Raw genomic sequence first — 21,645 nt, forward strand, 5'->3', positions numbered from 1 at the left:
TTGGGGCGGCCCGGCGAGGACTGACATGACGAAAGAACTACTGAACATCCGCAATCTGGCGGTGAACTTCAACGGCTTGCCCGCCGTCGACCGCGTGAATCTCTCGGTGGCGCCGGGCGAAGTGCTCGGCATCGTCGGCGAATCGGGCTCGGGCAAGAGCGTGACGATGATGGCGCTGATGGGCCTCATCGATGCGCCCGGCAAGGTGAGCGCCGACTCCATCACCTTCGATGGCCGCGACCTGCTCAACGCCACCGGCAAGGAGCGCCGCCGCATCGTGGGCAAGGACATCGCCATGGTGTTCCAGGACGCGCTCACGAGCCTGAATCCGAGCTACACGGTCGGCTATCAGATCAAGGAAGTGCTCAAGCTGCATGAGGGCCTGCGCGGTTCCGCGCTCCATGCGCGCGCTTTGGAATTGCTCGACCAGGTGGGCATTCCCGACGCGAAGAACCGCATCGACAACTTTCCGCACCAGATGTCGGGGGGCATGAACCAGCGCGTGATGATCGCGATGGCCGTGGCCTGCAACCCGAAGCTCCTGATCGCCGACGAGCCCACCACGGCGCTCGACGTGACCATCCAGGCGCAGATCATGGCGCTGCTCGTGCAGTTGCAGAAGGAGCGCGGCATGGCGCTCGTGCTGATCTCGCACGATCTGGCCGTGGTCTCCGAAGTCGCGCAACGCGTGGCCGTGATGTACGCGGGCGAGATCATCGAGACCAACCGCGTGCCCGATATCTTCGCCAAGCCGCACCATCCGTACACGGAGGCGCTGCTCGCCGCGATCCCCGAGCACAACAAGGGGGCCATGCGTCTGGCCGCGCTGCCCGGCATGGTGCCCGGCCGCGACGACCGGCCGGGCGGATGCCTGTTCGCGCCGCGCTGCAAGTACGTGGTGGACGGCTGCATGAAGGCGCGGCCGGCGCTCGATCCAGTCGCCGATCGCGCCGACCAGAGCGCCGGCTACGCGCAGGTGCGCTGCATCAAGCCGCTGAACGTGGCCCTGACTCAATCCAACGGAGGCGCGCGATGAACGCAGTCCAGCAATCCGCGGCTCGCGAGGATGACAAAGTACTCGTCGCGGACAACCTCAAGAAGCACTACAGCGTGAAGCGCGGCATGTTCGGCACGGGCACCGTGAAGGCGCTCAATGGCGTGTCGTTCTCGCTCACGCGCGGGCGCACGCTCGCGGTGGTGGGCGAGTCGGGCTGCGGCAAGTCCACGCTCGCGCGCCAGCTCACGATGATCGAGCCGCCCACCTCGGGCAAGCTGACCATCGACGGCGAGGACGTCGCGCACGCGAGCCACGAGAAGATCGCCGCGCTGCGCCGCCGCGTGCAGATGGTGTTCCAGAACCCGTTCGCCTCGCTCAATCCGCGCAAGACCGTCGAGCAGACGCTCGGCGAGCCGCTCGCGATCAACACCAAGCTCACGGCGAGCGAGCGCGCCGACCGCATCGCGCACATGATGCGCATCGTGGGCCTGCGGCCCGAGCATGCGAAGCGCTATCCGCACATGTTCTCCGGCGGCCAGCGTCAGCGTGTCGCCATTGCGCGCGCGATGATCCTCGACCCGCAGATCGTGGTGGCCGACGAGCCGGTGTCCGCGCTCGACGTGTCGATCCAGGCGCAGATCCTCAATCTGTTCATGGATCTGCAGGAGCAGTTCCGCACCAGCTACGTGTTCATTTCGCACAACCTGGCCGTGGTCGAGCATATCGCCGACGACGTGATGGTGATGTACCTGGGCGGCGTGGCCGAACTTGGCGACAAGCACACGGTGATCGGGCGGCCGCGCCATCCGTACACGCGCTCGCTGCTTTCGGCGACGCCCGCGATCTTCGAAGCGGACCGGCGCGTGAAGATCAAGCTGGAGGGCGAGCTGCCTTCGCCGCTGAACCCGCCTTCGGGCTGCACTTTCCATCAGCGTTGTCCGTATGCGGTCGAACGGTGCCGCAAGGAAGTGCCGGTTTTACGCGAAGTGGATGGGCGTCAGGTATCCTGCCATCGTGCTGAGGAGGTGGGGGAAGAAGATGGGCGGCCCATGCCGGCCTGAAGTAACGGCGGCGCGCCGGTTTGCGCGCCGCAAGCCAAAGGGCGGCCGTCGCGCCGCATCGACGATGCAAAACCGGGGCCGCCTGCGGGCGGGCGGCGCGCTTTCACGGGGGCTTGCGCGAGCAATTGCAGCGGCGTTCGCCGCTGCGTTCGCGCGGGCGCGCTCATGGCTGCGCGCGGCGCTGGCAACGGCGCTTGCGCTGGCCGTTACGTTCGGGCCGTCGCTCGACCGGCCGCTGCGCGCGTTCATGCCCAGCGCGTATGCGGCCGCCACCGTCGCCAATGTCCCCGGCGTGCATCCTGCCGTTCCCGCGCCAGGCCAGCCTTCGGGCGGCGGCCTGCCGGGCTTCCACTCGCCGCCGCCCATGCCGAGCTACGCATCGGGTACGACGGCGGGCGGTCCGGTGCGCACGCAGCCGGCACGCATGCCGTTCTATGTCGCCACGCGCGGCACCACCACCATTTATCTGCTCGGCACGCTGCACGTGGGCGACCCCGCCGACTATCCGCCGAACCAGCCGTTCCGTGCGCCGATCCTCGCGGCGCTCAACGCCTCGCCCACGCTTGCGCTCGAACTTTCGCCCGATGACCTGCTCGTCTCGCAGGACGACGTCTCGAAATATGGCGTGTGCCGCAAGCCCTGCCTGCAACAGCTGCTGCCCGATCCGCTCTGGGCGAAGCTCGCGGCGCGCTTGCGCGGCAATCCCGAGGCGCTCGCCGAGATCCGCAAGATGAAACCGTGGCTCGCCTCGCTGCTGGTGGAAACCTACGATTCGCTGAGCGCGGGTTTGCAGACCGAGTACGGTACCGAGGCGCAGTTGCAGAACGTGTACCTGCGCCTGAAGGGGCGGCGCGTGGTTGGGCTGGAAACGCTGGCTGAGCAGATGCGCGCGTTCACTCACCTCACGCTTGCGCAGCAGCGCGAGATGCTCGCGCAGGATCTCGCGCAAACGCCCGCGCAAAACGTCGCAGACGTGCAGACGCTGTTGCGCCTGTGGCGCCTCGGCGACGCCGACGCAATCGCGGCCTGGGATGCCGCCCACACCGAAAAGCTCGCGCACGACCCGCGCGTGGCGGCGTCGGTGGATAACCGCATCGTCTACGAGCGCAACCGCCGCTTCGTCGCGCGCATGCAACTGTATACCGCGCCCAACAAGCCGCTCTTCGTGGCAGTCGGCGCGCTGCACCTGGGCGGACGCAACGGCGTGCTCCAGTTGCTGCGGCAGCGCGGCTTCACCGTCGATCCGGGCTGAGGTCCAGCTCTTCGTTGATGGGCAACCCGGTTGCCTTGCGCGCTTTGTGCGCGGACTTGCGCGCGCCTGCGCTGCTTGCGCCGCTTTTGCCGCTTGCGCCACTGGTGCCTGTCACGCGCCCGGGTTTTTCGGCGAGCGCCTCGCGCAGTTCTTCGAGCGCCGGTTGCCAGTTACCCACTTCGCGCTGGCGGAACAGCCGCGCCGTGGGGTACCACGGCGAGTCCGCGCGCTTTTCGAGCCAGCGCCATTCGCCGTTCGCGGGCACGAGGATCCAGACCGGCTTGCCAAGCGCGCCGGCCAGATGCGCGACCGAGGTATCCACGGCAATCACGAGATCGAGATTCATGATGAGCGCGGCCGTGTCTCCGAAGTCGCGCAGATCGTCGCTGAAGTCATGGACCGGTGCGCCGCCGGCCAGCGCCGCAAGCTGCGCGCGGGCCGCTTCGCCCTTTTGCAGCGAGAACCAGCTGATTTTCTCCAGCGTGAAGAGCGGCTGGAATGCCGCCAGCGCCACCGAGCGGTTGTGGTCGTTATAGAAGCTGGGATTGCCGCCCCAGACGAGGCCGATGTTGCGGTAGCCAGCGGGCTTGCGCAAGCGACCGGGCGTGCTTGCCGCGCCGGTCGCATGGGTCGCATTAGTCGCACCGGTTGGTTTGGCGACTGCTTCTAGCGCGGCCAGCGGGGCCGGGGGCGGGGGCGGGGCTTTGCCGGCCTGGCGCGCGAGGTCCGCGAGCATCGCGGCCTGCACGCGCGGCTTCCACGCCTGAATGTCGACGTCGCGTGCAAAGAGATAGGGCACCGTGGCCGGAACCGTGTGGAGTTCGGTGCCGCACGCGGACGGGGCACTCATCACGTATAGCCAGTAGTCGTAGTCGCCCGCGGGCGTGCCGGTCCAGGCGCGGTGCACGCCCGGCACCGACTGCGCGAGCAACTGCAGGGTCTGCGGCACGCAGACGTCCACGCTTGCGCCGCGCGCGGCAAGCACGCTCGCGTAGCGCACGAACTGGATCTGGTCGCCGAAGCCCTGCTCGTGCACGAGCAAGAGGCGCTTGCCGTCGAGCGGCTCGCCTTGCCACTCGGCGATGCCTTCAATGTCGAACGGCGCGTAATCGCAGGCGCGCCAGCGCCGAGCATACTCGGCCCAGCCTTCGCGATACTCGCCGCGCTTGAGCTTGAGCCAGACGAGGTTCTGGCGCGCGTCGGCGTTTTGCGGGTCGATCTCGATCGCGCGCTGGTAGTAGGGCGCTTCCTCGTCGTTGCGCCCTTGCGCGCCCAGCGAAGCGCCGAGGCACACGAGATTCGCCGCGTTCGGCTCCAGCTCCACGGCCCTGCGATAGCACGTTTCCGCGGCCCGATAGTCGCCGGTCTGGCCGAGCGTGGTGCCGAGATTCACCCAGGCGGCCGCGTAGCCGGGCGCCAGCTCGACGGCCTGGCGGTAGTGAACGATGGCGGCAGCGTCGTCGCCGAGTGCGCGCTGCGCGTTGCCGAGGTTGAAGTGAATGGCGGCGTCGGCGGGCGCGAGCGCAAGCGCTTCGCGATAGCAGGCGAGCGCCTCCTCGCCGCGCCCGAGCTTCGCGAGCACGCTGCCCAGGTTCACCTGCGCGTTCACGGACGCCGGCGCCAGCGCGAGCGCCGCACGGCAGTGGCGCTCGGCTCCCGCGAGGTCGCCCGCTTCGCGCAGCGCGAGCCCGAGGTTGTTGTGCGCATCGGCGAATCCGGGTACGAGGCGCAGCGCCTCGCGCAGGTTGTGCGCCGCTTCCTCGTGCTGGCCGAGCGAGAGCGCGGCGAGTCCGCGATTGCTCCAGCAGACCGCGTCGTTGGGCGCGTGCGCGAGCGCGCGATCCATGAGCGCGAGTGCGCCACGATGGTCGCCGAGCTGGTGGCGCGCCACGCCCCAGTAATGCAAGGCGTCGGCATGGGTCGAATCGCGCTCGACCAGCGCGCGATAGATCGCTTGTGCTTCGTCAAGACGCCCCGCGCCGTGGGCTGCGAGTGCGGCGGCAAGGCGCGCACCGGAATCGGCATGTTCGGCGTATTCGTCAGGCGGGGAGGAATCAGCGGAAGCGGAGGAACCGTCGGCGTTCGAAGTCATGGGCATGTGAGGCCGATCGGGCGCGCGGGGCGATGGGCGCGCATCTGACCGGAATTGGAGAGAACCGTACAAAGTAAGGATCTGGCCCTGCCGCTTCGATAAGAAAATTCCGAAAGCGCTGCGGCCGGTGACGAAACACCCTGTGCGGCCCACGAGGCGAACACGCCTTTAGTGGGAATTCGATTTCGGTTCACATGAGGCGGCCCTACCATCCAGCCTTTCAGCTTTTGTCTGGCCAGGAGCGCAACATGACGAATTCACCGAAGGCCAGGACCGACGCGCCTGGCAAGCCTGGTGTGCCGATGGCACCTGTCGTTAGCGTCATCACGCCCACCGGGGGGCGCGAGGCCATGCTGCCGCATGCTTACCAGTCGTTCGCGCGTCAGGATCTGGCGGCCTGCGAATGGATCGTGGTGGACGACAGCGAGCGGCCCAGCGCATTCATGCAGAATCTCGGCGACGCGCGCGTGGTGTATCGCCACGTGCCGCAGCGCATGAGCGTCGGTGCCAAGCGCAATCTCGCGGTGGCGCTCGCACGCGCCGAAGTCATCGCCCATTTCGATGACTGCGAATACTACGCGCCCGATTATCTGCGCGTCATGTGCGCGCAGTTGAGCGAGCGCCGCGCCGATTTCGTCAAGCTCAGCGCATTCTTTTTGTATAGCCGCGTGTACGACCAACTCGCCTGGTGGGACTTGCTGCACAAGAACGGGCTGCATTTTCACTGGAGCCCGCAACCGATGACGGCGCTCAACTTTCCCGCCGACCACCGGGCGTTCGCCGACAACCATTCCGGCTACGGCTTCAGCTACGTCTACACGAAGCGCCTGTGGGCCGCCGGCCCGTTCGAGTCGGGTTCGTCCAATGAGGACGGCGAGTTTCTGCAGGCCGCGCTCGGACGCGGCGCGAACCTCGCGCACTTTGCCGACGACATCGGCTTGTGCCTGCACGTCCTTCACGCGCACAGCGCCACGGCGGGCTTTCCGCAGTACCTCCTGCCTGAAGCGCTCGTGACGCGGCATTTCCCGCACCTTGCGCAGTTCGTCGAGACGCTGCGCAAAGCGCCGCCCGAGCGGTAAAGCGCGCGGGCGGAAGCGCGGCGCCGCCCGGACCCGCCTAGAACCCGAGCACGTACAGCAGCACGATATTGGCCGCCAGAATGCCGAGCCCCGTGGGCACCTGCACGCGGATCACCGCGTTCTTGTCGGGCAACTCCAGCAGCGCGGCGGGCACGATGTTGAAGTTCGCGGCCATGGGCGTCATGAGCGTGCCGCAGTAGCCCGAGAACATGCCGATGGCCGCCATCATCGCCGGGTTCACGTGGAAGACGCCCACCAGCACGGGCACGCCCACGCCGCCCGTCATTACCGGGAATGCCGCGAAGCCGTTGCCCATGATCACGGTGAAGAGCGCCATACCGATGCAGTAGACCGCCACGGCCACGAAGCGCAGGTCCATGTTGATGTACGACGTAGTCACATGCGCGACCGCCTTGCCCACGCCCGCGTCCGAGAACACGAGACCGAGCATGCCGAGCATTTGCGGCAGCACGGCGGCCCACGAGAGCGCGTCGACGAGACGGCGCGTCTCCTGCATCGATTGGCCGACGCTGTCGCGCGTGATGATGCAGGCGATCACGAGCGCGAGCACGCAGCCAATGCCGAAGCCGATCAGCGTGACGTTTTTCGGATCGATGAGCGGCGTGGCCCCCACCACGAGATGGCTGGCCGCGAAGGTGAGCACGACGGTGACGGCGGGAATGGTGAGCGCGGGCACGAAGAGCTTGTTGCCGAGGCGCTTCGCGCTCGCGAGCCGCGTTTCGAGGGGGAGCACCTTCGGCTTGCCGCCGGTCACGCCGCCGAAGCCGGCGATCACCGCCATGGCGAGTGCGAGCGCGCCCACGGTTTCGGCGGGAAGGTGGTCGCCGACGAGAAAGATCAGCGCATAGAGGATCCAGAAGCCGCCTGCGGTGAGGCGGCGCGGATGCTCGCGGTCGAGCACGATCATGCCGCCGACGATCAGCAGCACGATGCCGAGCAGCCAGTAGAGCCAGTTGAGGGTGATGGTCATGCCTCGTCTCCTTGCTGCCGGCTCGTGGCGTCGCGCTGCGCGCCGCGCCGGGTGCCGCCCAACTCGCGCTCGAGCTTGCGGTCGAGCAGCCACAGCCGCGCGCCGTGAATCAGGAACGCGCAGATCGCGGTGGGAATGCCCCAGAACGCGACGTGGATCGGCTCGACCGCGACGCCCGCTTCCTTGAGCAGCGTGACCATCAGCACGATCGCGCCGAACGCCACGAAAATGTCCTCGCCGAAGAAGAGGCCCACGTTGTCGGTCGCGGCGGACCAGGCGCGCAGCTTGTAGCGCACCGTGTCGGGAAGCTTGCCGAAGCGATTTTCGGAGGCGCCTTCGGCCATCGGCGCGATCAGCGGACGCACCATCTGCGGATGCCCGCCGAGCCCCGTGAGCCCGACTGCGGCGGTGATCTCGCGCACGAACAGGTAGACGATCAACAGACGCCCGGCCGTCGCGGCCTTGATGTTGCCGATCCAGATTTGCGCGCGCTCGCGCAGGCCGTGGCGCTCCGAAAGCCCGATCACGGCGAGCGGCAGCAGGATGATGAGCGGCAGGTTGCGGGTCTTGATGAAGCCAGTGCCGATGGCCGCGAGGATCTTGCCGGGCGGGAACCCGGCGGCGAAGCCGGTGACGATGGCCGCCGCCGCGACGATCAGCATCGGATTGAAGCGCAATACAAAGCCGACGATGATGACGGCCACTCCGATGAGCGGCCATAAATTGACAATGCTCTGCATCTCTTTGTCTCCAGTTTTTGTGCGTCGTTATTGCCGCGACCCGCTGCGTCATGTGCAGCGAGTCGCGGTGATAAAACGCCGTGCGACGCGTGTAGCGAGGCGCGGCGCTCTGACTGCCCGGCTCTTGTCGGCCCTGCTCTTGCTTCGGTAATGCTTGATTCCGTTTACCTGCAGTGCGCTCAGGCCTCGGCGACGCCCGCCGCGCGCACGCCGATGCCGGCGTCATCGAGCGCCGCCCGGATGCGCCGCGCGAACGCGAGCGCATGCGGCCCGTCGCCGTGCAGGCAGATGGTCTGGGCGTTGAGCGGCACCCACGCGCCGTCCACGGACTGCACGCGCTGCTCGCGGATCATCGCGAGCGTGCGCGCGAGCACGGCGTCTTCGTCGTCGAGCAGCGCGCCCGGTTCGCTGCGCGGCACGAGCGAGCCATCGGCGCGGTAGCCGCGGTCGGCGAACACTTCCTCCACGGCCACGAGGCCCGCTTCGCGCACGGCGGCGACGAGCCCGCTGCCCGCGAGCGCGAACACCGTCACCGATGGATCGAAGTCGTGCACGGCCGAGACGATCGCGTCGGCGATCTTCGGGTCGCGTGCGGCCTGGTTGTAGAGCGCGCCGTGCGGTTTCATGTGCGCGATGCGGCCGCCTTCCGCCTGGGCGATCGCCGAGAGCGCGCCCAGCTGGTAGAGCACGCCCGCGTAGATTTCCTCGGCGGGCAGGTTCATCTCTTTGCGGCCGAAGTTCTCGGGGTCGTTGAAGCTCGGGTGCGCGCCGATCGACACGCCTTTGTCCACCGCCCAGCGCACGCATTCGCGCATGGCGTTGGCGCCGCCCGCGTGCCAGCCGCACGCGATGTTGGCCGAGCTCACGAGGTCGAGCAGCGCCTCGTCGGAGCCGCAGCCTTCGCCGAGATCGGCGTTCAGATCGATGGTCGTCATGGTGATTCTCTCCGTATTGCTGCGCGCCCTGTGTCGCTGCGCGCCTTGCTTCAATGCCTTGTCGCGGCTGTCGCGGCCCGCGTCATGCGCCTGAGCCCTGTGCGGACGCCGCCCGCATGCGGCGGCTCGCGTGGCGCTCGTCCTGCATGGCGATCGCGGTATCGATCTGCCGCAGATAGGCGCGTTCCTCCTCGAGCGCGCGGCGCGCGATGGCCGGCGTCGTCTCGATGAAGCGCACGCCCGTCGTGAGCCGCACCTGGGCGAGCTTCCACAGATCGGCGCGGATTACGGCGCCGATCTTCGGATAGCCGCCCGTGGTCTGCGCATCGCTCATCAGCACGATGGGCTGACCGTTCGGCGGCACCTGGATCGTGCCCGGCAGCACCGCGTGCGAGAGCAGGTCGGCGGGCGTTTCGCGCGCGAGCGGCGTGCCTTCGAGCCGATAACCCATGCGGTTGCTGTTGGGCGTGACTTGCCATTCGTCGGACCAGAAGGCGCGCTGCGCCTCGGGCGTGAAGCTGTCGTACTCGGGACCGTGCAGCACGCGCACGGGGACGGCCCACAGCATGCCGTCCGGATGGCGGCCGCGCCTCGGCGGCACTTCGTCCGGGTACGCGAAGCCGCATTGCGACGGCGCTTTCACGCCGAACGGCGGCGCGCCCGCGGCAAGCGAGGCGCGCTCGCCGCCCGCCGCGAACGAGGCTCCCGTGGCGAGGCGGTCGCCGTCCTTGAGCGCGCGGCCCGCGAGCCCGCCGAACCCGGCGGCGAGGTCGGTGCTGCGCGAGCCGAGCATCGGCAGCACGTCGATGCCGCCCGCGACGCATACATAGGCGCGCATGCCGCGCTTCGCGCCATTGAGCACGAGCGTTTCGCCGGCCGCGACCGGCAGGCTCCACCACGACCATACCGGCTTGCCGTCGAGCGTCGCGCCAAAGTCGGTGCCGGTGATGGCCACGCGCGTCGCGCGCGCAAAGCGCAGCGCCACCGGGCCGAAGGTGATTTCGAGCCCCGCCGCGTCGTGCCGGTTGCCGACGAGGCGGTTGCCCACTTCGAGCGCGAGCGTATCGAGCGCGCCGCCGGTGGCGACGCCGAGATGCCGGTAGCCCGGCCGGCCGAGATCCTGAACCGTGGTGAGCAGACCTGCGCGCAGCACTTCGATCATGCGTGGGTCTCCTCGGGAATGGCTTCGTTGATGCTCTCGATGACGAAGCGCACGCGGTCGCCCGGCATGAGCAGCGTGGGCGGATTGCGCGCGGGATCGAAGAGGGTGAGGGCGGTGCGGCCGATCAGCTGCCAGCCGCCGGGCGCCTGCGCCGGATAGATGCCGGTCTGCTCGCCGCCGATGCCGACTGACCCGGCGGGGACGGCGAGCCGCGGCGCACGCCGGCGCGGCGTGTGAAGCGCGGCGTCGAGTCCGCCGAGATAGGCGAAGCCCGGTTGAAAGCCGAGGAAGAACACGGTGTAGATGCCTGCCGCATGACGCGCGGCGACGTCGGCGGGCGCGAGCCCGGTGTGCTGCGCGACCGCGCCGAGATCGGGGCCCGCGGCGCCGCCGTAGCTCACCGGGATCTCGACTTCGCGGCCCTCGAAGGCGGCTTCGGGCGCGCCAGCGGCGTCGTGCCATGCCGTTTCCAGCGCGGCGGCGAGTGCGTTGGCGCGGGTGGAAAGCGCATCGAAGGTGATCGTCAGATTGTTCATGCCGGGCACCACTTCGCGCACGGCGTCCCAGCCGCGCACCTGCGCGGCCACGGCCCAGATGCGGCGCTGGACCTCCAGCGTGGCGGGCGGCGAGGCCTCGCAGACGAGCGCCTCGTCGCCGAGGAAGTAAATACGGGGAACAGGATGGCTCATCGTCTCAAGCGGTTGCAGGCGGTTCAGGCTCCGGCGTCGTGGCCGGCGTCCGATTTTGTCAGGATACATTCTCGACAATTTGTCGATAAATTATCAATAAGCGTTTCTGCCAGGCGCGACGCGCGCGCGACATCACTACACTGGCGGCACACCGTTTCGACCACAGGGTTGAGTCATGTCGCGTCAGCCGACCAAGATCGTTTCGTCCGAGCATCTCGTCTCCGAGGCGAGCGCCGAGCTCTCCGAGCTCGAGTACGCGCTCATCATGGCAAGCAATGCATTCAATCGCTGGATGGTGCGCTGCATGTCGGCGGCCGGCGCGAAGGACATGACGCCGGTCGAGGTATCGCTGCTCCATCACGTGGGTCATCGCGAGCGCCGCAAGAAGCTCGCCGATATTTGCTTCGTGCTCAATATCGAGGATACGCACGTCGCCACTTACGCGCTCAAGAAGCTGGTCGCGCGCGGCCTCGTCGAGAGCGAGAAAAGCGGCAAGGAAGTGTTCTTTTCGGTGACGCCGGCGGGGCGCGATCTATGCATGCGCTATCGCGACGTGCGCGAGAGCTGCCTGATCGCCACGCTCAAGGAAAGCGGCCTAACCAATCAGCAGATCGGCGACGCGGCGCAGTTGATGCGCAATGCGTCCGGACTTTACGACACGGCGGCGCGCGCCGCGGCGTCGCTTTAAGCACGTGCCGCGGCTCGACGCGCAACGCATGCGCAACTCGACACGCAGCTCAGCGCGCCGCGAGACGCCCCACGAGATGCGCGCCGGCTTCGGTGACCACGGCGTCGAGCGGCAGATCGTGCGCGCCGCGCTCGGGCACGCCGTCGTCGATGCGGCACGCTTCATACGCGATGCCCACCGTGAGCGGCAACGCCGCGCCGGGCCAGGCAGCGAGTGTGCGGTCGTAATAGCCGCCGCCGTAGCCGAGCCGGTAGCCGTCGCGGTCGAACCCCATGCAGGGCACGAGCAGCAGATCGGGCAGCGCCGCCTCGGCGGACTCCGGTTCGGGAATGCCGTGATGACCCTCGCGCATCGGCGCGCCCGGGGACCAGAAATAGAACTGCAGCGGCGCATAGCGCTCGGCAATGACGGGCAGCGCGGCGCGGCGCGACGCGTCGGCGGCGAGCCACGAGGCAATCCATTCCCGTGCATCGAACTCGCCTGGCAACGGCCAGTAAAAGCCGATCGAACGCGGCGCGAGACGGCCGACGAGGGCATCGAGATGCGCGCTCAGCGCCGCGTTGGCCAGCGCGTCGGCAGACGCTTCAAGACGGGCTGCGCGAAGTCGTAAACGCCACGCCTTTTTGGATGGGGCCGCAGGGTTGCATGCTATGCTTGGGTTCACCTCGCGCTCCAGAAATAACGATGTCCAAACGCTTTGTCCGAGTATATCGCGCGGCCGGTCTTGCACTGGCAGCCGTGGCACTCGTCGCGTGCAGCACGGCCTCTGCCGTGCGGCCGGTTGCCCTCGCCCCGGGCGCTGAGCTTTCAAGCGACGACCAAATCTTCATCCAGCTTCGCGAGGCCGCGCGCAATAACGATGCCGCGCGCGCCGCGCAGCTCGCCGCGACGATTCCGGATTATCCTGCGCCGTCGTACCTCGAATACTTCCAGTTGAAGCCACAACTGTTCGATTCGCAGGGCCATGCGCGCGTGGACGCGCCCGACGCGCCGGTGCTGTCGTTCCTGCAGCGCCACGACGGCGAGGCCATCGCCGACCGTCTGCGCAACGACTATCTGACCGTACTCGGCGCGCGCCACGACTGGGCGAACTTCGACCAGCAGTATGCGCGCTTCGTGCTCAACGACGACACGCAGGTGAAGTGCTACGCGCTGGAGTCGCGTGCGGCGCGCGGCGAAAACGTCGCCAGCGATGCACGCGCGCTGCTGGTCGAGCCGCGCTATTACGGCGACGGCTGCGTCGACCTCATCACGGCGCTCGCGATCAAAGGCCAGTTCACCAGCGACGATGTCTGGCAGCAGATCCGCCTCGCCTACGAACAGAACCAGGCCTCGACGGGCGCGAAGCTGCTCGACGGCCTCGCGCAGCGCCCCGACCCTACCGCGTTCAGCCAGGCGGTCAGCACGCCGCCGCTCACACTCGCGCGCGGCGTGAGCGCCGATCCGCAATCGCATCAGCTCGCGCTGCTCGCGGTCACCCTGATGGCGCGCAACGACCCCGCCATGGCGGCCGCTACTTTCGCGCAGGTCGCGCCTTCGCTCACCTCGCCCGAGCGTGCAATCGGCTGGGGCACGATCGGCTATCAGGGCGCGCTCAAGCGCATGCCGGCCGCGCTCGACTGGTATCGCCTCTCGGCCAACGCGCCGCTCTCGAATCCCGCCTACGAATGGCGCACGCGCGCCGCGCTGCTCGGCGGCGACTGGACCATGGTCCGCTGGTCGATTGAGCAGATGCCCGCGGCATTGCGCTCGCAACCCGCATGGGTCTACTGGCACGCGCGCGCGCTCAAGCAGGCCGGCGAGACGAATCAGGCAAACCAGGAGTTCGCGTCGATCTCGGCAGGCTATAACTTCTACGGCCAGCTTGCGACCGAGGAACTGGGTCAGAAGATCACCATCCCGCCGAAGACCTCGGTCAGCGACGCCGACATCGCCCAGGTTGCGCAAACGCCGGGCTTCGCTCTCGCGCAACGCTTTTACGCGCTGAACCTGCGGCTCGAAGGCAATCGCGAATGGAACTGGCCGCTGCGCGGCATGAGCGATCGCCAGTTGCTGGCCGTCGCCGAATACGCGAAGCGCATCCGGTTGCTCGATCGCACCGTCAACACGGCCGACCGCACGCAGACCGAGCACGACTTCTCGCTGCGCTATCTCGCGCCGTTCCGCGACGTGGTGGAGCGCGACGCGCAAAGCAATGGCCTCGACGTCGAATGGGCCTATGGGCTGATTCGCCAGGAGTCGCGCTTCATTCTCAATGCGAAGTCGGGCGTGGGCGCGAGCGGCCTCATGCAGATCATGCCGGCCACGGCGCAGATGGTGGCCAGGAAGATCGGCCTCGGCCCGCTCTCGCGCGACCAGCTCAACGATCTGGACACCAATATCCTGCTCGGAACGAACTATTTGTCGATGATCTACAATCAGTTCGACGGTTCCGCCGTGCTCGCCACCGCGGGCTACAACGCCGGACCGGGCCGCCCGCGCCAGTGGCGCGCAAACATGCCGCGCGGCGTCGAGGGCGCAATCTTCGCGGAAACCATTCCGTTCCAGGAAACCCGCGATTACGTGAAAAACGTGTTGTCGAACACGGTCTACTACGCGGCGCTGTTCGAGGGCCGTCCGCAATCGCTGAAGACGCGTCTCGGCTTTATCTCGCCGCTGCAGTAAACGTCGCGCGGCACGGCTTTTGCGAGCCTCGCCGCCGCACGAACCCCGGCGCCTCGCGCCGGTGCGCGCACGAGAGTGCGCGAGGAGGTCGAGGATGAGACATCAAGCCATCGCGGTCATCGGCGGTTCGGGATTCATCGGCAGCCATCTCGTCAATGCGCTCGTCGAGGCAGGCAAGGATGTGCGCGTCGCCACCCGGCGGCGCGCCAATGCCAGCCATCTCACCGTGCTTCCCATCGACGTGGTCGAAGCCGACGTGAGCGATCCGGTCGCGCTCGCGGGCTTCGTCGAAAATGCCGATGCCGTCATCAATCTCATCGGCACGCTCAACGGCGGCCACGGCACGCCCTACGGCCCGGGCTTCGCGAAGCTGCATGTCGAACTGCCCACGAAGATCGTCGCCGCCTGCGAGAGCAAGGGCGTGCACCGCTTGATCCACGTGAGCGCGATTGGCGCGGATCCGCGCGGGCCGAGCATGTATCTGCGCTCGAAAGGCGACGGCGAAAAAGCCGTGCACGCGGCCACCGCGCTTGCCACGACGATCCTGCGCCCGTCCGTGGTGTTCGGTCCGGACGACACGTTCCTCAATCGCTTCGCCGTGCTGCAAAAGCTTTTCCCGGTGATCCCGCTCGGCATGCCCGATGCGAAGTTCCAGCCCGTCTATGTGGGCGACGTGTCGAAAGCGATCGTCAACGTACTCGATCTCGACGCCGCGAGCGGGCACACTTATGAACTCGGCGGTCCGACGGTCTACACGCTAGAGCAACTGGTGCAGTACTGCGGCGAAGTCGTGGGCCGTCACGCGCGCATCGTGCGCTTGCCCAATGCGTTCGCGCGCTTGCAGGCGCTTTCGTTCGAGATGGCGCCCGGCGTGCCGGTGCTCACGCGCGATAATCTCGATTCGATGAAAGTCGACAGCGTGCTCGCCGGGCCGCTCGCACCCGAACTGGGCGTGGAGCCCGCGAGCATCGAGACGATCGCGCCGCTCTATCTCGCTGACGCCTCGCTGCGCTCGCGCCTGAACCTCTTTCGCACGAGCGCGCATCGATAGCGCCCGAAGCCGCACGAACGAACGCAATACGCAACACCTGCGCCACGCATCACGAAGCCGGGCACGGCGCGTGGCGCGTCCAACCTTGACTCTTTATTCAACGGTAAAACGGTCCATATGAAACTCGTCATTGGAGACAAGAACTACTCGTCGTGGTCGATGCGTCCCTGGGTGCTGATGACGCATTTCGGCATTCCGTTCGAAGAGGTGCTGATCGAACTCGGCGAACCTGAAACCAAAGCGTCGATTCTGGCGTTTTCGGCGTCGGGCAAGGTGCCTTGCCTCGTCACCGACGAGGGTTTCGCCGTGTGGGACACGCTTGCCATCGCCGAAACGCTCGCGGAGCGCTTTCCCCAGCACGCGCTGTGGCCGCGCGACGCCAACGCGCGTGCGCGCGCCCGCAGCGTGAGCGCCGAGATGCATTCGAGCTTCACGGACTTGCGCTCGACCATGCCGATGGCGATCCGCACATCGAATCCGGGCGCGGGTGCTACGCCCGGCACGCTCGCGGACATCGCGCGCATCGACGCGCTGTGGAACGCCTGTCTCGACGCCAGCGGCGGCTCGTTCCTGTTCGGTGAATTCAGCATCGCCGATGCGATGTACGCGCCCGTTGTGATGCGCTTCAACAGCTACGCCCCCGCGCTCTCGCCCAAAGCGGCCGCCTATGCGGCGCGCGTGAGCGCCGAGCCCGCCGTTGCGGCATGGATCGAAGCCGCGCGCAAGGAAACCCACCGTATCGAGCACGACGAACCCGACGCATGAAGATTTACGTGGTAGGCGGCGCGATCCGCGACGACATGCTGGGCCTGCCCGTGCGCGACCGCGACTACGTGGTCGTCGGCGCGACACCCGAGCAGATGGCGGCGCAGGGCTATCGCCCTGTGGGCAAGGACTTTCCGGTGTTCCTGCATCCGCAGACGCAGGAGGAGTACGCGCTCGCGCGCACTGAGCGCAAGACGGCCGCGGGCTATCACGGCTTCCAGTTCTTCTATGCGCCCGACGTCACGCTCGAGGAAGATCTCGCGCGGCGCGACCTCACCATCAACGCGATGGCGCGCGAGGTTCAGCCCGGCGGCGTGCTGACCGGGCGCGTGGTCGATCCATTTGGCGGTGCGAACGATTTGCGCGCGCGGGTATTCCGTCATGTGAGCGGCGCGTTTCTCGAAGACCCGGTGCGTATCCTGCGCATCGCGCGCTTCGCGGCGCGCTTCGCCGACTTCACGGTCGCGCCCGAGACTATGGCGCTCATGCAGTCGATGGTGGCCTCGGGCGAAGTCGATGCGCTCGTGCCCGAGCGCGTCTGGCAGGAAGTCTCGCGCGGGCTCATGGAAAACAAGCCCTCGCGAATGTTCGCTGTGCTGCGCGAATGCGGCGCGCTCGCGCGCGTGCTGCCCGAGGTGGACAGCCTCTTCGGCGTGCCGCAGCGCGCCGACTATCACCCCGAAGTCGATACCGGCATCCACGTGATGATGGTGATCGATCATGCCGCTGCGCAGGGCTATGCGCTGCCGGTGCGCTTCGCGGCGCTCACGCACGATCTCGGCAAGGCGACCACGCCCGAAGACATGCTGCCGCGCCACATCGGTCACGAAGGGCGCAGCGTCGATCTGTTGAAGCCGCTCTGCGACCGGCTGCGCGTGCCCAACGAATGCCGCGACCTCGCGCTGCTCGTCGCGCGCGAGCACGGCAACGTGCATCGTGTGATGGACATGGGCGCGGCCGCGCTCGTGCGCATGCTCGAGCGCAGCGACGCGCTGCGCAAGCCCGCGCGCTTTGCCGAAGCACTGCAGGCCTGCGAGGCCGATTTGCGCGGGCGCCTGAACTGGGAGAACGCGCCGTATCCGCAGGCGGAGCGGCTGCGCGTGGCGCTTGCCGCGGCGCGCAGCGTGGACGCGGGCGCGATCGCGCGGGCGATTACCGAGGCGGGCGCGGACAAAAACGCCGCGGAGAAGATCAAGGAAGCGGTGCACCGCGCGCGCGTTGGCGCGGTGGAGGAGGCGCTGAAGACTGGCTGACGCAGCGCGTCGTGGCGGTGTTCAAAACGGCGCACCTGTGCGCCGTTTTTGCGTTCAGCGCGTGCTCAAAGCGCACGCACGATAAACGAAAGCGCCATCGAAAGCACGAGCGTCGACATGAACGGCAGCGGATATTCGCGACCGAAGATGCGCAGCGTGACATCGCCGGGCAGCCGGCCAATGCCGAGCTTCCTGAGCCACGGCTGGGCGCTGGAGAGAATCGCCACGGCGATGAAGGTGGTGATGAACCAGCGGATCATGAGCGCTCAGAGTGTGTGGCTGCGGTCGCCGCGCGCGAATGCGGCGATGGTCGCGTCGATGCCGCGCGAGAACGCGATCACTTTGAAGAGCTCGCCCATCTCCGCTTCCGAGACGAGCTTCTGCACCGCGTTCGCGGCTGGCAGAAAGCGCGCGGCGTCGCGCGGATCGATCTCGCCGAGCACTTCGGTGATGCCCGCGTTCATCAGAAAACGCGCCTGCGAGGTGTAGCCGAGCAGGTCCGCGCCCGCTTCGACGCCGGCTTGCGCGATGCCGCTGAATTCCACGTGCGCCGTGATGTCCTGCAAGCCGGGGTAGAGGAACGGGTCGCCGTGCGCGCGGTGGCGATAGTGGCACATCAGCGTGCCTTGCACGCGCTGCGCATGGTAGTACTCGCCATGCGGAAAACCGTAGTCGATGAAGAACGCCGCGCCGCGCGCGAGCATCGTGCAGATCGTGCGCGTGAAGGCCAGCGCGGCCTCGTGCGTTTCCGTCACGTAGTCTTCGCTGCCGTCGATCTGCGCCAGCACGCTGCCGGGCACGCTCTGCGCCCAGCCCGCATCGAGCCCGCTCATGGCCGGGCGGTCCGAGAACTGGAGCGCGCCGCCGCCGTTCGCCTCCAAGTTCACGCTCACGCCGCGCTCGTGCCACACGGCGTCCTTGCGCGCGAAGAGGCGCACCGGCATTGCGTCGAGCACTTCGTTGCCGATCACCACGCCTTCGAAGCGCGCGGGCAGCGCGTCGAGCCATTGCACGCGCGAAGCCAGATGCGGCGCAAGCTCGGCGATGGTCTCGCGCTGGCGCTCGCGCAACTCGCCCGAGAGGTCGACGATGGCATACGAATCAAATGCGACACTTAGCGCTTCGAGCGCGAGCATCACGCCCGCCGCGAGCCGCCCCGTGCCCGCGCCGAACTCCATCAGCGCATGCGTGCCGCTGGCCGCGAGCGCTTCGCCCACGGCGCGCGCGAGCGTGGCTGCGAACAGCGGCGACATTTCGGGCGCGGTCACGAAGTCGCTGCCGTCGTCGGCCAGCAGGCCGAACTTGCGCGAGCCGCCGCTGTAATAGCCGAGCCCCGGCGCGTAAAGCGCGCGCTCCATGTAGCGGTCGAACGGCAGCCAGCCGCCCGCTGCGGCAATTTCCGCACGCACGGTTGCGGCGAGCGCCTCGGACTGCGCGAGCGCGATCGGCTCGGGAACAGGTAAACTAGCGGGTTCGTGAGCTTTCGGATTCATCCCGGCATTGTAAATGAGCGAAACATCGGGCATCCGCCGGTCTGGCGGGGATTCGGGGGGCCCGCCAAAGGGGGGGCAGCCAAAGGGCGCATTTTCATCCGACCCCGCATCGAGCGCGAGCCAGCCGTCGGGATCGTCTCCGCATTCTGGCGCAGCCGCTGCCGCGCGTGTGATCCTCGTGACGGGCGGCGCGCGCCGCATCGGCCGCGCATTTTCGCTGGGCTTTGCCGAACGCGGATGGGACGTGGCGGTGCATTACGGCGGCTCGCGGGCCGAGGCCGATGACGTCGTCGCGCAGATCCGCGCCATGGGCCGCCGCGCGGTCGCGCTGCATGCCGATCTGGCGGACGAGGCCCAGGTGGCGCGCCTCGTGCCGGATTGCGCCACGGCGCTCGGCCTGCCCGCGTGCGTGCTGAACAACGCGTCGCGCTTCGAGGAAGACACGGCGCGCGACGCCGGCTACGCGAGGCTGCAGCATCTCATGGCGATCAACGTGGGTGCGCCGCTGGTGCTGGCGCGCACGCTGTGGGCGGCGACGCCCGAAGCCGCGCTGCAGGACGAATCGTTGCGCACCTGCGTGATCAACGTGCTGGACCAGAAGCTGTACAACATGAATCCCGACTACCTGTCGTACACGCTGTCCAAGGCCGCCCTGCAGAACGCCACCGTCGCGCTGGCACAGGCGCTCGCGCCGAAGATGCGCGTAGTGGGTCTCGCGCCGGGCCTCACGCTGCAATCGGGCGACCAGACGCCGGAGAGCTTCGCCGCCGCGCACAAGGTCACGCCGCTCGGGCGCGCGTCGCGCCCCGGCGATCTCGTGGAGGCCGCGCTGTATCTCGCCCAGGCCTCGGGCGTGACCGGCACGACGCTGGTGGTCGATGGCGGCCAGCATCTCGTGCCGCTGCCGCGCGATGTAATGTTTTTGACTGGCGAACAGGCGCAGGGCTGAGGTGCGCCTGTTCGGGCGGCGAACCGCGCGGCGGGCGCGTTTCGCGATTGACGCCCAACAATGCAACTAAATGCATGAACCGCGATGGCTGCGAAAACACTCCATCGCGGCCCGGATTCCGCAACGCGCCTGCGATGCAATCGCACCAAGGCTTTGCAACCCTGGCTTTGTAAGCCTGTAACCCGTTTGACCCGTGTGGCGCGCAGCGCCCGCGCACGTGCAAGAACACGCACGCTTTTATCGACTGGAACGAACATGTCCGCTGTACTCCTGCATCCCCGGCTTGCCGATTGCCGCCGGCTTTTCTTGCGCAACTACGAAGTGCACATCAACATCGGCGTGCATGACTTCGAAAAACGCGGTGAACAGCGCGTCATCATCAACGTCGACCTGTTCGTTCCGCTTTCGTCGACCACGCCGCGCGAAGACAAGCTGCGCGAAGTCGTCGATTACGACTTCATGCGCGCGAGCGTTGCTGCACGCGTGGGCCAAGGCCATATCCATCTGCAGGAGACCCTCTGCGACGACCTCGCCGCCGCGCTGCTCTCGCACGAGCAGGTGCGCGCCGTGTGCGTGTCGACCCAGAAACCCGACGTCTACCCGGACTGCGACGCGGTGGGCGTCGAGGTCTTTCGCATCAAGGAGGACTGATTCATGAACGCCCCCGAAACGCCGATTATCGATACATCGGCTGACGCTTCCGCCGAGGAAAGCGGCCGCCGCGCGCTCACGCGCCGCGAGCAGAAGGAAGCCTACGAGAACAACAAGCTGTTCAAGCGCATCGTGCGCCAGGTCGGCCAGGCGATCGGCGACTACAACATGATCGAGAACGGCGACAAGGTGATGGTGTGCCTGTCCGGCGGCAAGGACAGCTATGCGCTGCTCGATGTCCTGATGCGCCTGCGCGAGCGCGCGCCGATCGACTTCGAGATCGTCGCGGTGAACCTCGACCAGAAACAGCCCGGCTTTCCCGAGCACGTGCTGCCCGAATATCTCGACAAGGTGGGCGTGCCGTACCACATCGAGAATCAGGACACCTACAGCATCGTCAAGCGCCTCGTGCCCGAGGGCAAGACCACCTGCTCGCTGTGCTCGCGCCTGCGCCGGGGCATTCTGTACCGCGTGGCGGGCGAGCTCGGCGCGACCAAGATCGCGCTCGGCCACCATCGCGACGACATCCTCCAGACGCTGCTGCTGAACCTGTTCTACGGCGGCAAGCTCAAGGGCATGCCGCCCAAGCTGCAGTCCGACGACGGCAAGAACATCGTGATCCGGCCGCTCGCCTACGTGAAGGAAACCGATCTCGAAAAGTACGCCGAACTGCGCGAATTCCCGATCATTCCGTGCAACCTGTGCGGCAGCCAGCCCAACCTCAAGCGCGCGGAAATGAAAGCGCTGATTCGCGAGTGGGACAAGCGCTTCCCGGGCCGCGTCGAGAACATGTTCAATGCGCTCGGCAATGTCGTGCCTTCGCACCTGATGGACGCTTCGCTGTTCGGCTTCAAGGACCTGCGCGCGACGGGCGTGGCCGATCCGGCAGGCGATATCGCGTTCGACGAAGAGCCGTGCTCGACCGATTCGTCCGAGATGCCCGGCAGCGGCGCGACCCTCAAGTTCACGCCGCTCGACGAACTCTGAAGCCTGGCGCGGGCGCGCAGCATCCGCGCCGATCGCGAAATCGATTCGACCCCAAGGCGGCCCCGGCAGGGCCGTCTTTTTTTGCGTCTGTTGCGCAGGTGTAAAAGAGTGTTCGATGGTGTGGCAAAGGCCCGCCGGCAGGCGGC

Annotated in this window: 21 protein-coding genes; 12 read left to right on the top strand and 9 right to left on the bottom strand. The window is 67.5% G+C overall.

Annotated elements, in window-relative coordinates; genetic code table 11:
* The first annotated feature begins 25 nt into the window (after nt 1-25).
* The 3 genes from PWP93_RS13635 to PWP93_RS13645 are packed head-to-tail and all read left to right on the top strand — an operon-like array spanning nt 26 to nt 3,310.
* Nucleotides 26-1,036: an ABC transporter ATP-binding protein gene (locus tag PWP93_RS13635; RefSeq protein WP_421024979.1), complete on the top strand. Its 1,011-nt coding sequence runs from the start codon at nt 26-28 to the stop codon at nt 1,034-1,036.
* Nucleotides 1,033-2,058: a peptide ABC transporter ATP-binding protein gene (locus PWP93_RS13640; protein WP_421044833.1), complete on the top strand. Its 1,026-nt coding sequence runs from the start codon at nt 1,033-1,035 to the stop codon at nt 2,056-2,058. Before PWP93_RS13635 ends, PWP93_RS13640 begins: the two co-directional genes overlap by 4 nt.
* A complete protein-coding gene (locus PWP93_RS13645; protein WP_421044834.1) occupies nt 2,036-3,310 on the top strand; it encodes a TraB/GumN family protein in 1,275 nt (424 codons plus the stop codon). Before PWP93_RS13640 ends, PWP93_RS13645 begins: the two co-directional genes overlap by 23 nt.
* On the opposite strand, the gene PWP93_RS13650 is transcribed toward PWP93_RS13645, so the two are convergent.
* Entirely contained in the window at nt 3,291-5,408 is a 2,118-nt protein-coding gene (locus PWP93_RS13650) for a tetratricopeptide repeat protein (protein ID WP_421044835.1), read from the bottom strand. The genes PWP93_RS13645 and PWP93_RS13650 overlap by 20 nt on opposite strands.
* A 242-nt stretch (nt 5,409-5,650) precedes the next feature.
* On the opposite strand from PWP93_RS13650, the gene PWP93_RS13655 reads away from it, so the two are divergent.
* Nucleotides 5,651-6,481 (top strand): glycosyltransferase family 2 protein, encoded by an 831-nt coding sequence (locus PWP93_RS13655; RefSeq protein WP_421044836.1) that lies wholly within the window; start codon nt 5,651-5,653, stop codon nt 6,479-6,481.
* Nucleotides 6,482-6,518: 37 nt separating this feature from the next.
* Here PWP93_RS13655 and PWP93_RS13660 read toward each other — a convergent pair whose 3' ends face one another.
* From PWP93_RS13660 to pxpB, 5 genes are all read right to left on the bottom strand, one after another.
* Nucleotides 6,519-7,472 carry a DUF979 domain-containing protein gene (locus PWP93_RS13660; protein ID WP_421044837.1) on the bottom strand — a complete coding sequence of 318 codons (954 nt, stop codon included), beginning with the start codon at nt 7,470-7,472 and terminating at the stop codon, nt 6,519-6,521.
* The gene (locus PWP93_RS13665) at nt 7,469-8,212 is read right to left on the bottom strand and encodes a DUF969 domain-containing protein (protein ID WP_421044838.1); all 744 of its coding nucleotides are present in this window, start codon (nt 8,210-8,212) and stop codon (nt 7,469-7,471) included. The genes PWP93_RS13660 and PWP93_RS13665 overlap by 4 nt, the downstream gene beginning before the upstream one ends.
* Nucleotides 8,213-8,391: 179 nt before the next feature.
* Nucleotides 8,392-9,147, bottom strand: a complete 756-nt coding sequence (gene pxpA, locus PWP93_RS13670) for a 5-oxoprolinase subunit PxpA (protein ID WP_421024972.1) — start codon at nt 9,145-9,147, stop codon at nt 8,392-8,394.
* An 82-nt stretch (nt 9,148-9,229) separates the two neighbouring features.
* Nucleotides 9,230-10,309, bottom strand: coding sequence for a biotin-dependent carboxyltransferase family protein (locus PWP93_RS13675; protein WP_421024971.1), 1,080 nt, complete (start codon nt 10,307-10,309; stop codon nt 9,230-9,232).
* Complete coding sequence (gene pxpB, locus PWP93_RS13680; RefSeq protein WP_421044839.1) at nt 10,306-10,998, bottom strand: 5-oxoprolinase subunit PxpB; 693 nt, start codon at nt 10,996-10,998, stop codon at nt 10,306-10,308. Before pxpB ends, PWP93_RS13675 begins: the two co-directional genes overlap by 4 nt.
* 175 nt (nt 10,999-11,173) lie before the next feature.
* Here pxpB and PWP93_RS13685 point away from each other — a divergent pair, with 175 nt between their 5' ends.
* Nucleotides 11,174-11,686: a winged helix DNA-binding protein gene (locus tag PWP93_RS13685; protein ID WP_421044840.1), complete on the top strand. Its 513-nt coding sequence runs from the start codon at nt 11,174-11,176 to the stop codon at nt 11,684-11,686.
* Nucleotides 11,687-11,735: 49 nt separating this feature from the next.
* Here PWP93_RS13685 and PWP93_RS13690 read toward each other — a convergent pair whose 3' ends face one another.
* Complete coding sequence (locus PWP93_RS13690; protein ID WP_421044841.1) at nt 11,736-12,350, bottom strand: 5-formyltetrahydrofolate cyclo-ligase; 615 nt, start codon at nt 12,348-12,350, stop codon at nt 11,736-11,738.
* Nucleotides 12,351-12,370: 20 nt separating this feature from the next.
* Between PWP93_RS13690 and PWP93_RS13695 the strand changes: the two genes are divergently transcribed.
* From PWP93_RS13695 to PWP93_RS13710, 4 genes are all read left to right on the top strand, one after another.
* Nucleotides 12,371-14,350: a transglycosylase SLT domain-containing protein gene (locus PWP93_RS13695; protein WP_421044842.1), complete on the top strand. Its 1,980-nt coding sequence runs from the start codon at nt 12,371-12,373 to the stop codon at nt 14,348-14,350.
* 94 nt (nt 14,351-14,444) lie between these two features.
* Nucleotides 14,445-15,401 carry a complex I NDUFA9 subunit family protein gene (locus tag PWP93_RS13700; RefSeq protein ID WP_421024966.1) on the top strand — a complete coding sequence of 319 codons (957 nt, stop codon included), beginning with the start codon at nt 14,445-14,447 and terminating at the stop codon, nt 15,399-15,401.
* Nucleotides 15,402-15,518: 117 nt separating this feature from the next.
* Nucleotides 15,519-16,166, top strand: coding sequence for a glutathione S-transferase family protein (locus PWP93_RS13705; RefSeq protein ID WP_421024965.1), 648 nt, complete (start codon nt 15,519-15,521; stop codon nt 16,164-16,166).
* Entirely contained in the window at nt 16,163-17,419 is a 1,257-nt protein-coding gene (locus PWP93_RS13710) for a multifunctional CCA addition/repair protein (protein WP_421044843.1), read from the top strand. The genes PWP93_RS13705 and PWP93_RS13710 overlap by 4 nt, the downstream gene beginning before the upstream one ends.
* A 65-nt stretch (nt 17,420-17,484) precedes the next feature.
* Here the strand turns inward: PWP93_RS13710 and PWP93_RS13715 are convergent, their stop codons facing one another.
* Together PWP93_RS13715 and PWP93_RS13720 are read right to left on the bottom strand one after the other, a co-directional pair.
* Complete coding sequence (locus tag PWP93_RS13715) at nt 17,485-17,679, bottom strand: DUF2905 domain-containing protein (RefSeq protein WP_035534054.1); 195 nt, start codon at nt 17,677-17,679, stop codon at nt 17,485-17,487.
* A 6-nt stretch (nt 17,680-17,685) separates the two neighbouring features.
* Nucleotides 17,686-18,912: a class I SAM-dependent methyltransferase gene (locus tag PWP93_RS13720; protein WP_421044844.1), complete on the bottom strand. Its 1,227-nt coding sequence runs from the start codon at nt 18,910-18,912 to the stop codon at nt 17,686-17,688.
* A 13-nt stretch (nt 18,913-18,925) separates the two neighbouring features.
* On the opposite strand from PWP93_RS13720, the gene PWP93_RS13725 reads away from it, so the two are divergent.
* From PWP93_RS13725 to ttcA, 3 genes are all read left to right on the top strand, one after another.
* Nucleotides 18,926-19,861, top strand: coding sequence for an SDR family oxidoreductase (locus PWP93_RS13725; RefSeq protein ID WP_421044845.1), 936 nt, complete (start codon nt 18,926-18,928; stop codon nt 19,859-19,861).
* A gap of 255 nt (nt 19,862-20,116) precedes the next feature.
* Nucleotides 20,117-20,512 carry a dihydroneopterin aldolase gene (locus PWP93_RS13730; protein ID WP_421044846.1) on the top strand — a complete coding sequence of 132 codons (396 nt, stop codon included), beginning with the start codon at nt 20,117-20,119 and terminating at the stop codon, nt 20,510-20,512.
* Nucleotides 20,513-20,515: 3 nt separating this feature from the next.
* Nucleotides 20,516-21,499: a tRNA 2-thiocytidine(32) synthetase TtcA gene (ttcA, locus tag PWP93_RS13735; protein ID WP_421044847.1), complete on the top strand. Its 984-nt coding sequence runs from the start codon at nt 20,516-20,518 to the stop codon at nt 21,497-21,499.
* Nucleotides 21,500-21,645: the final 146 nt, after the last annotated feature.

It is taken from the genome of Paraburkholderia sp. A1RI-2L (assembly GCF_048957375.1).
Lineage (GTDB): Bacteria > Pseudomonadota > Gammaproteobacteria > Burkholderiales > Burkholderiaceae > Paraburkholderia.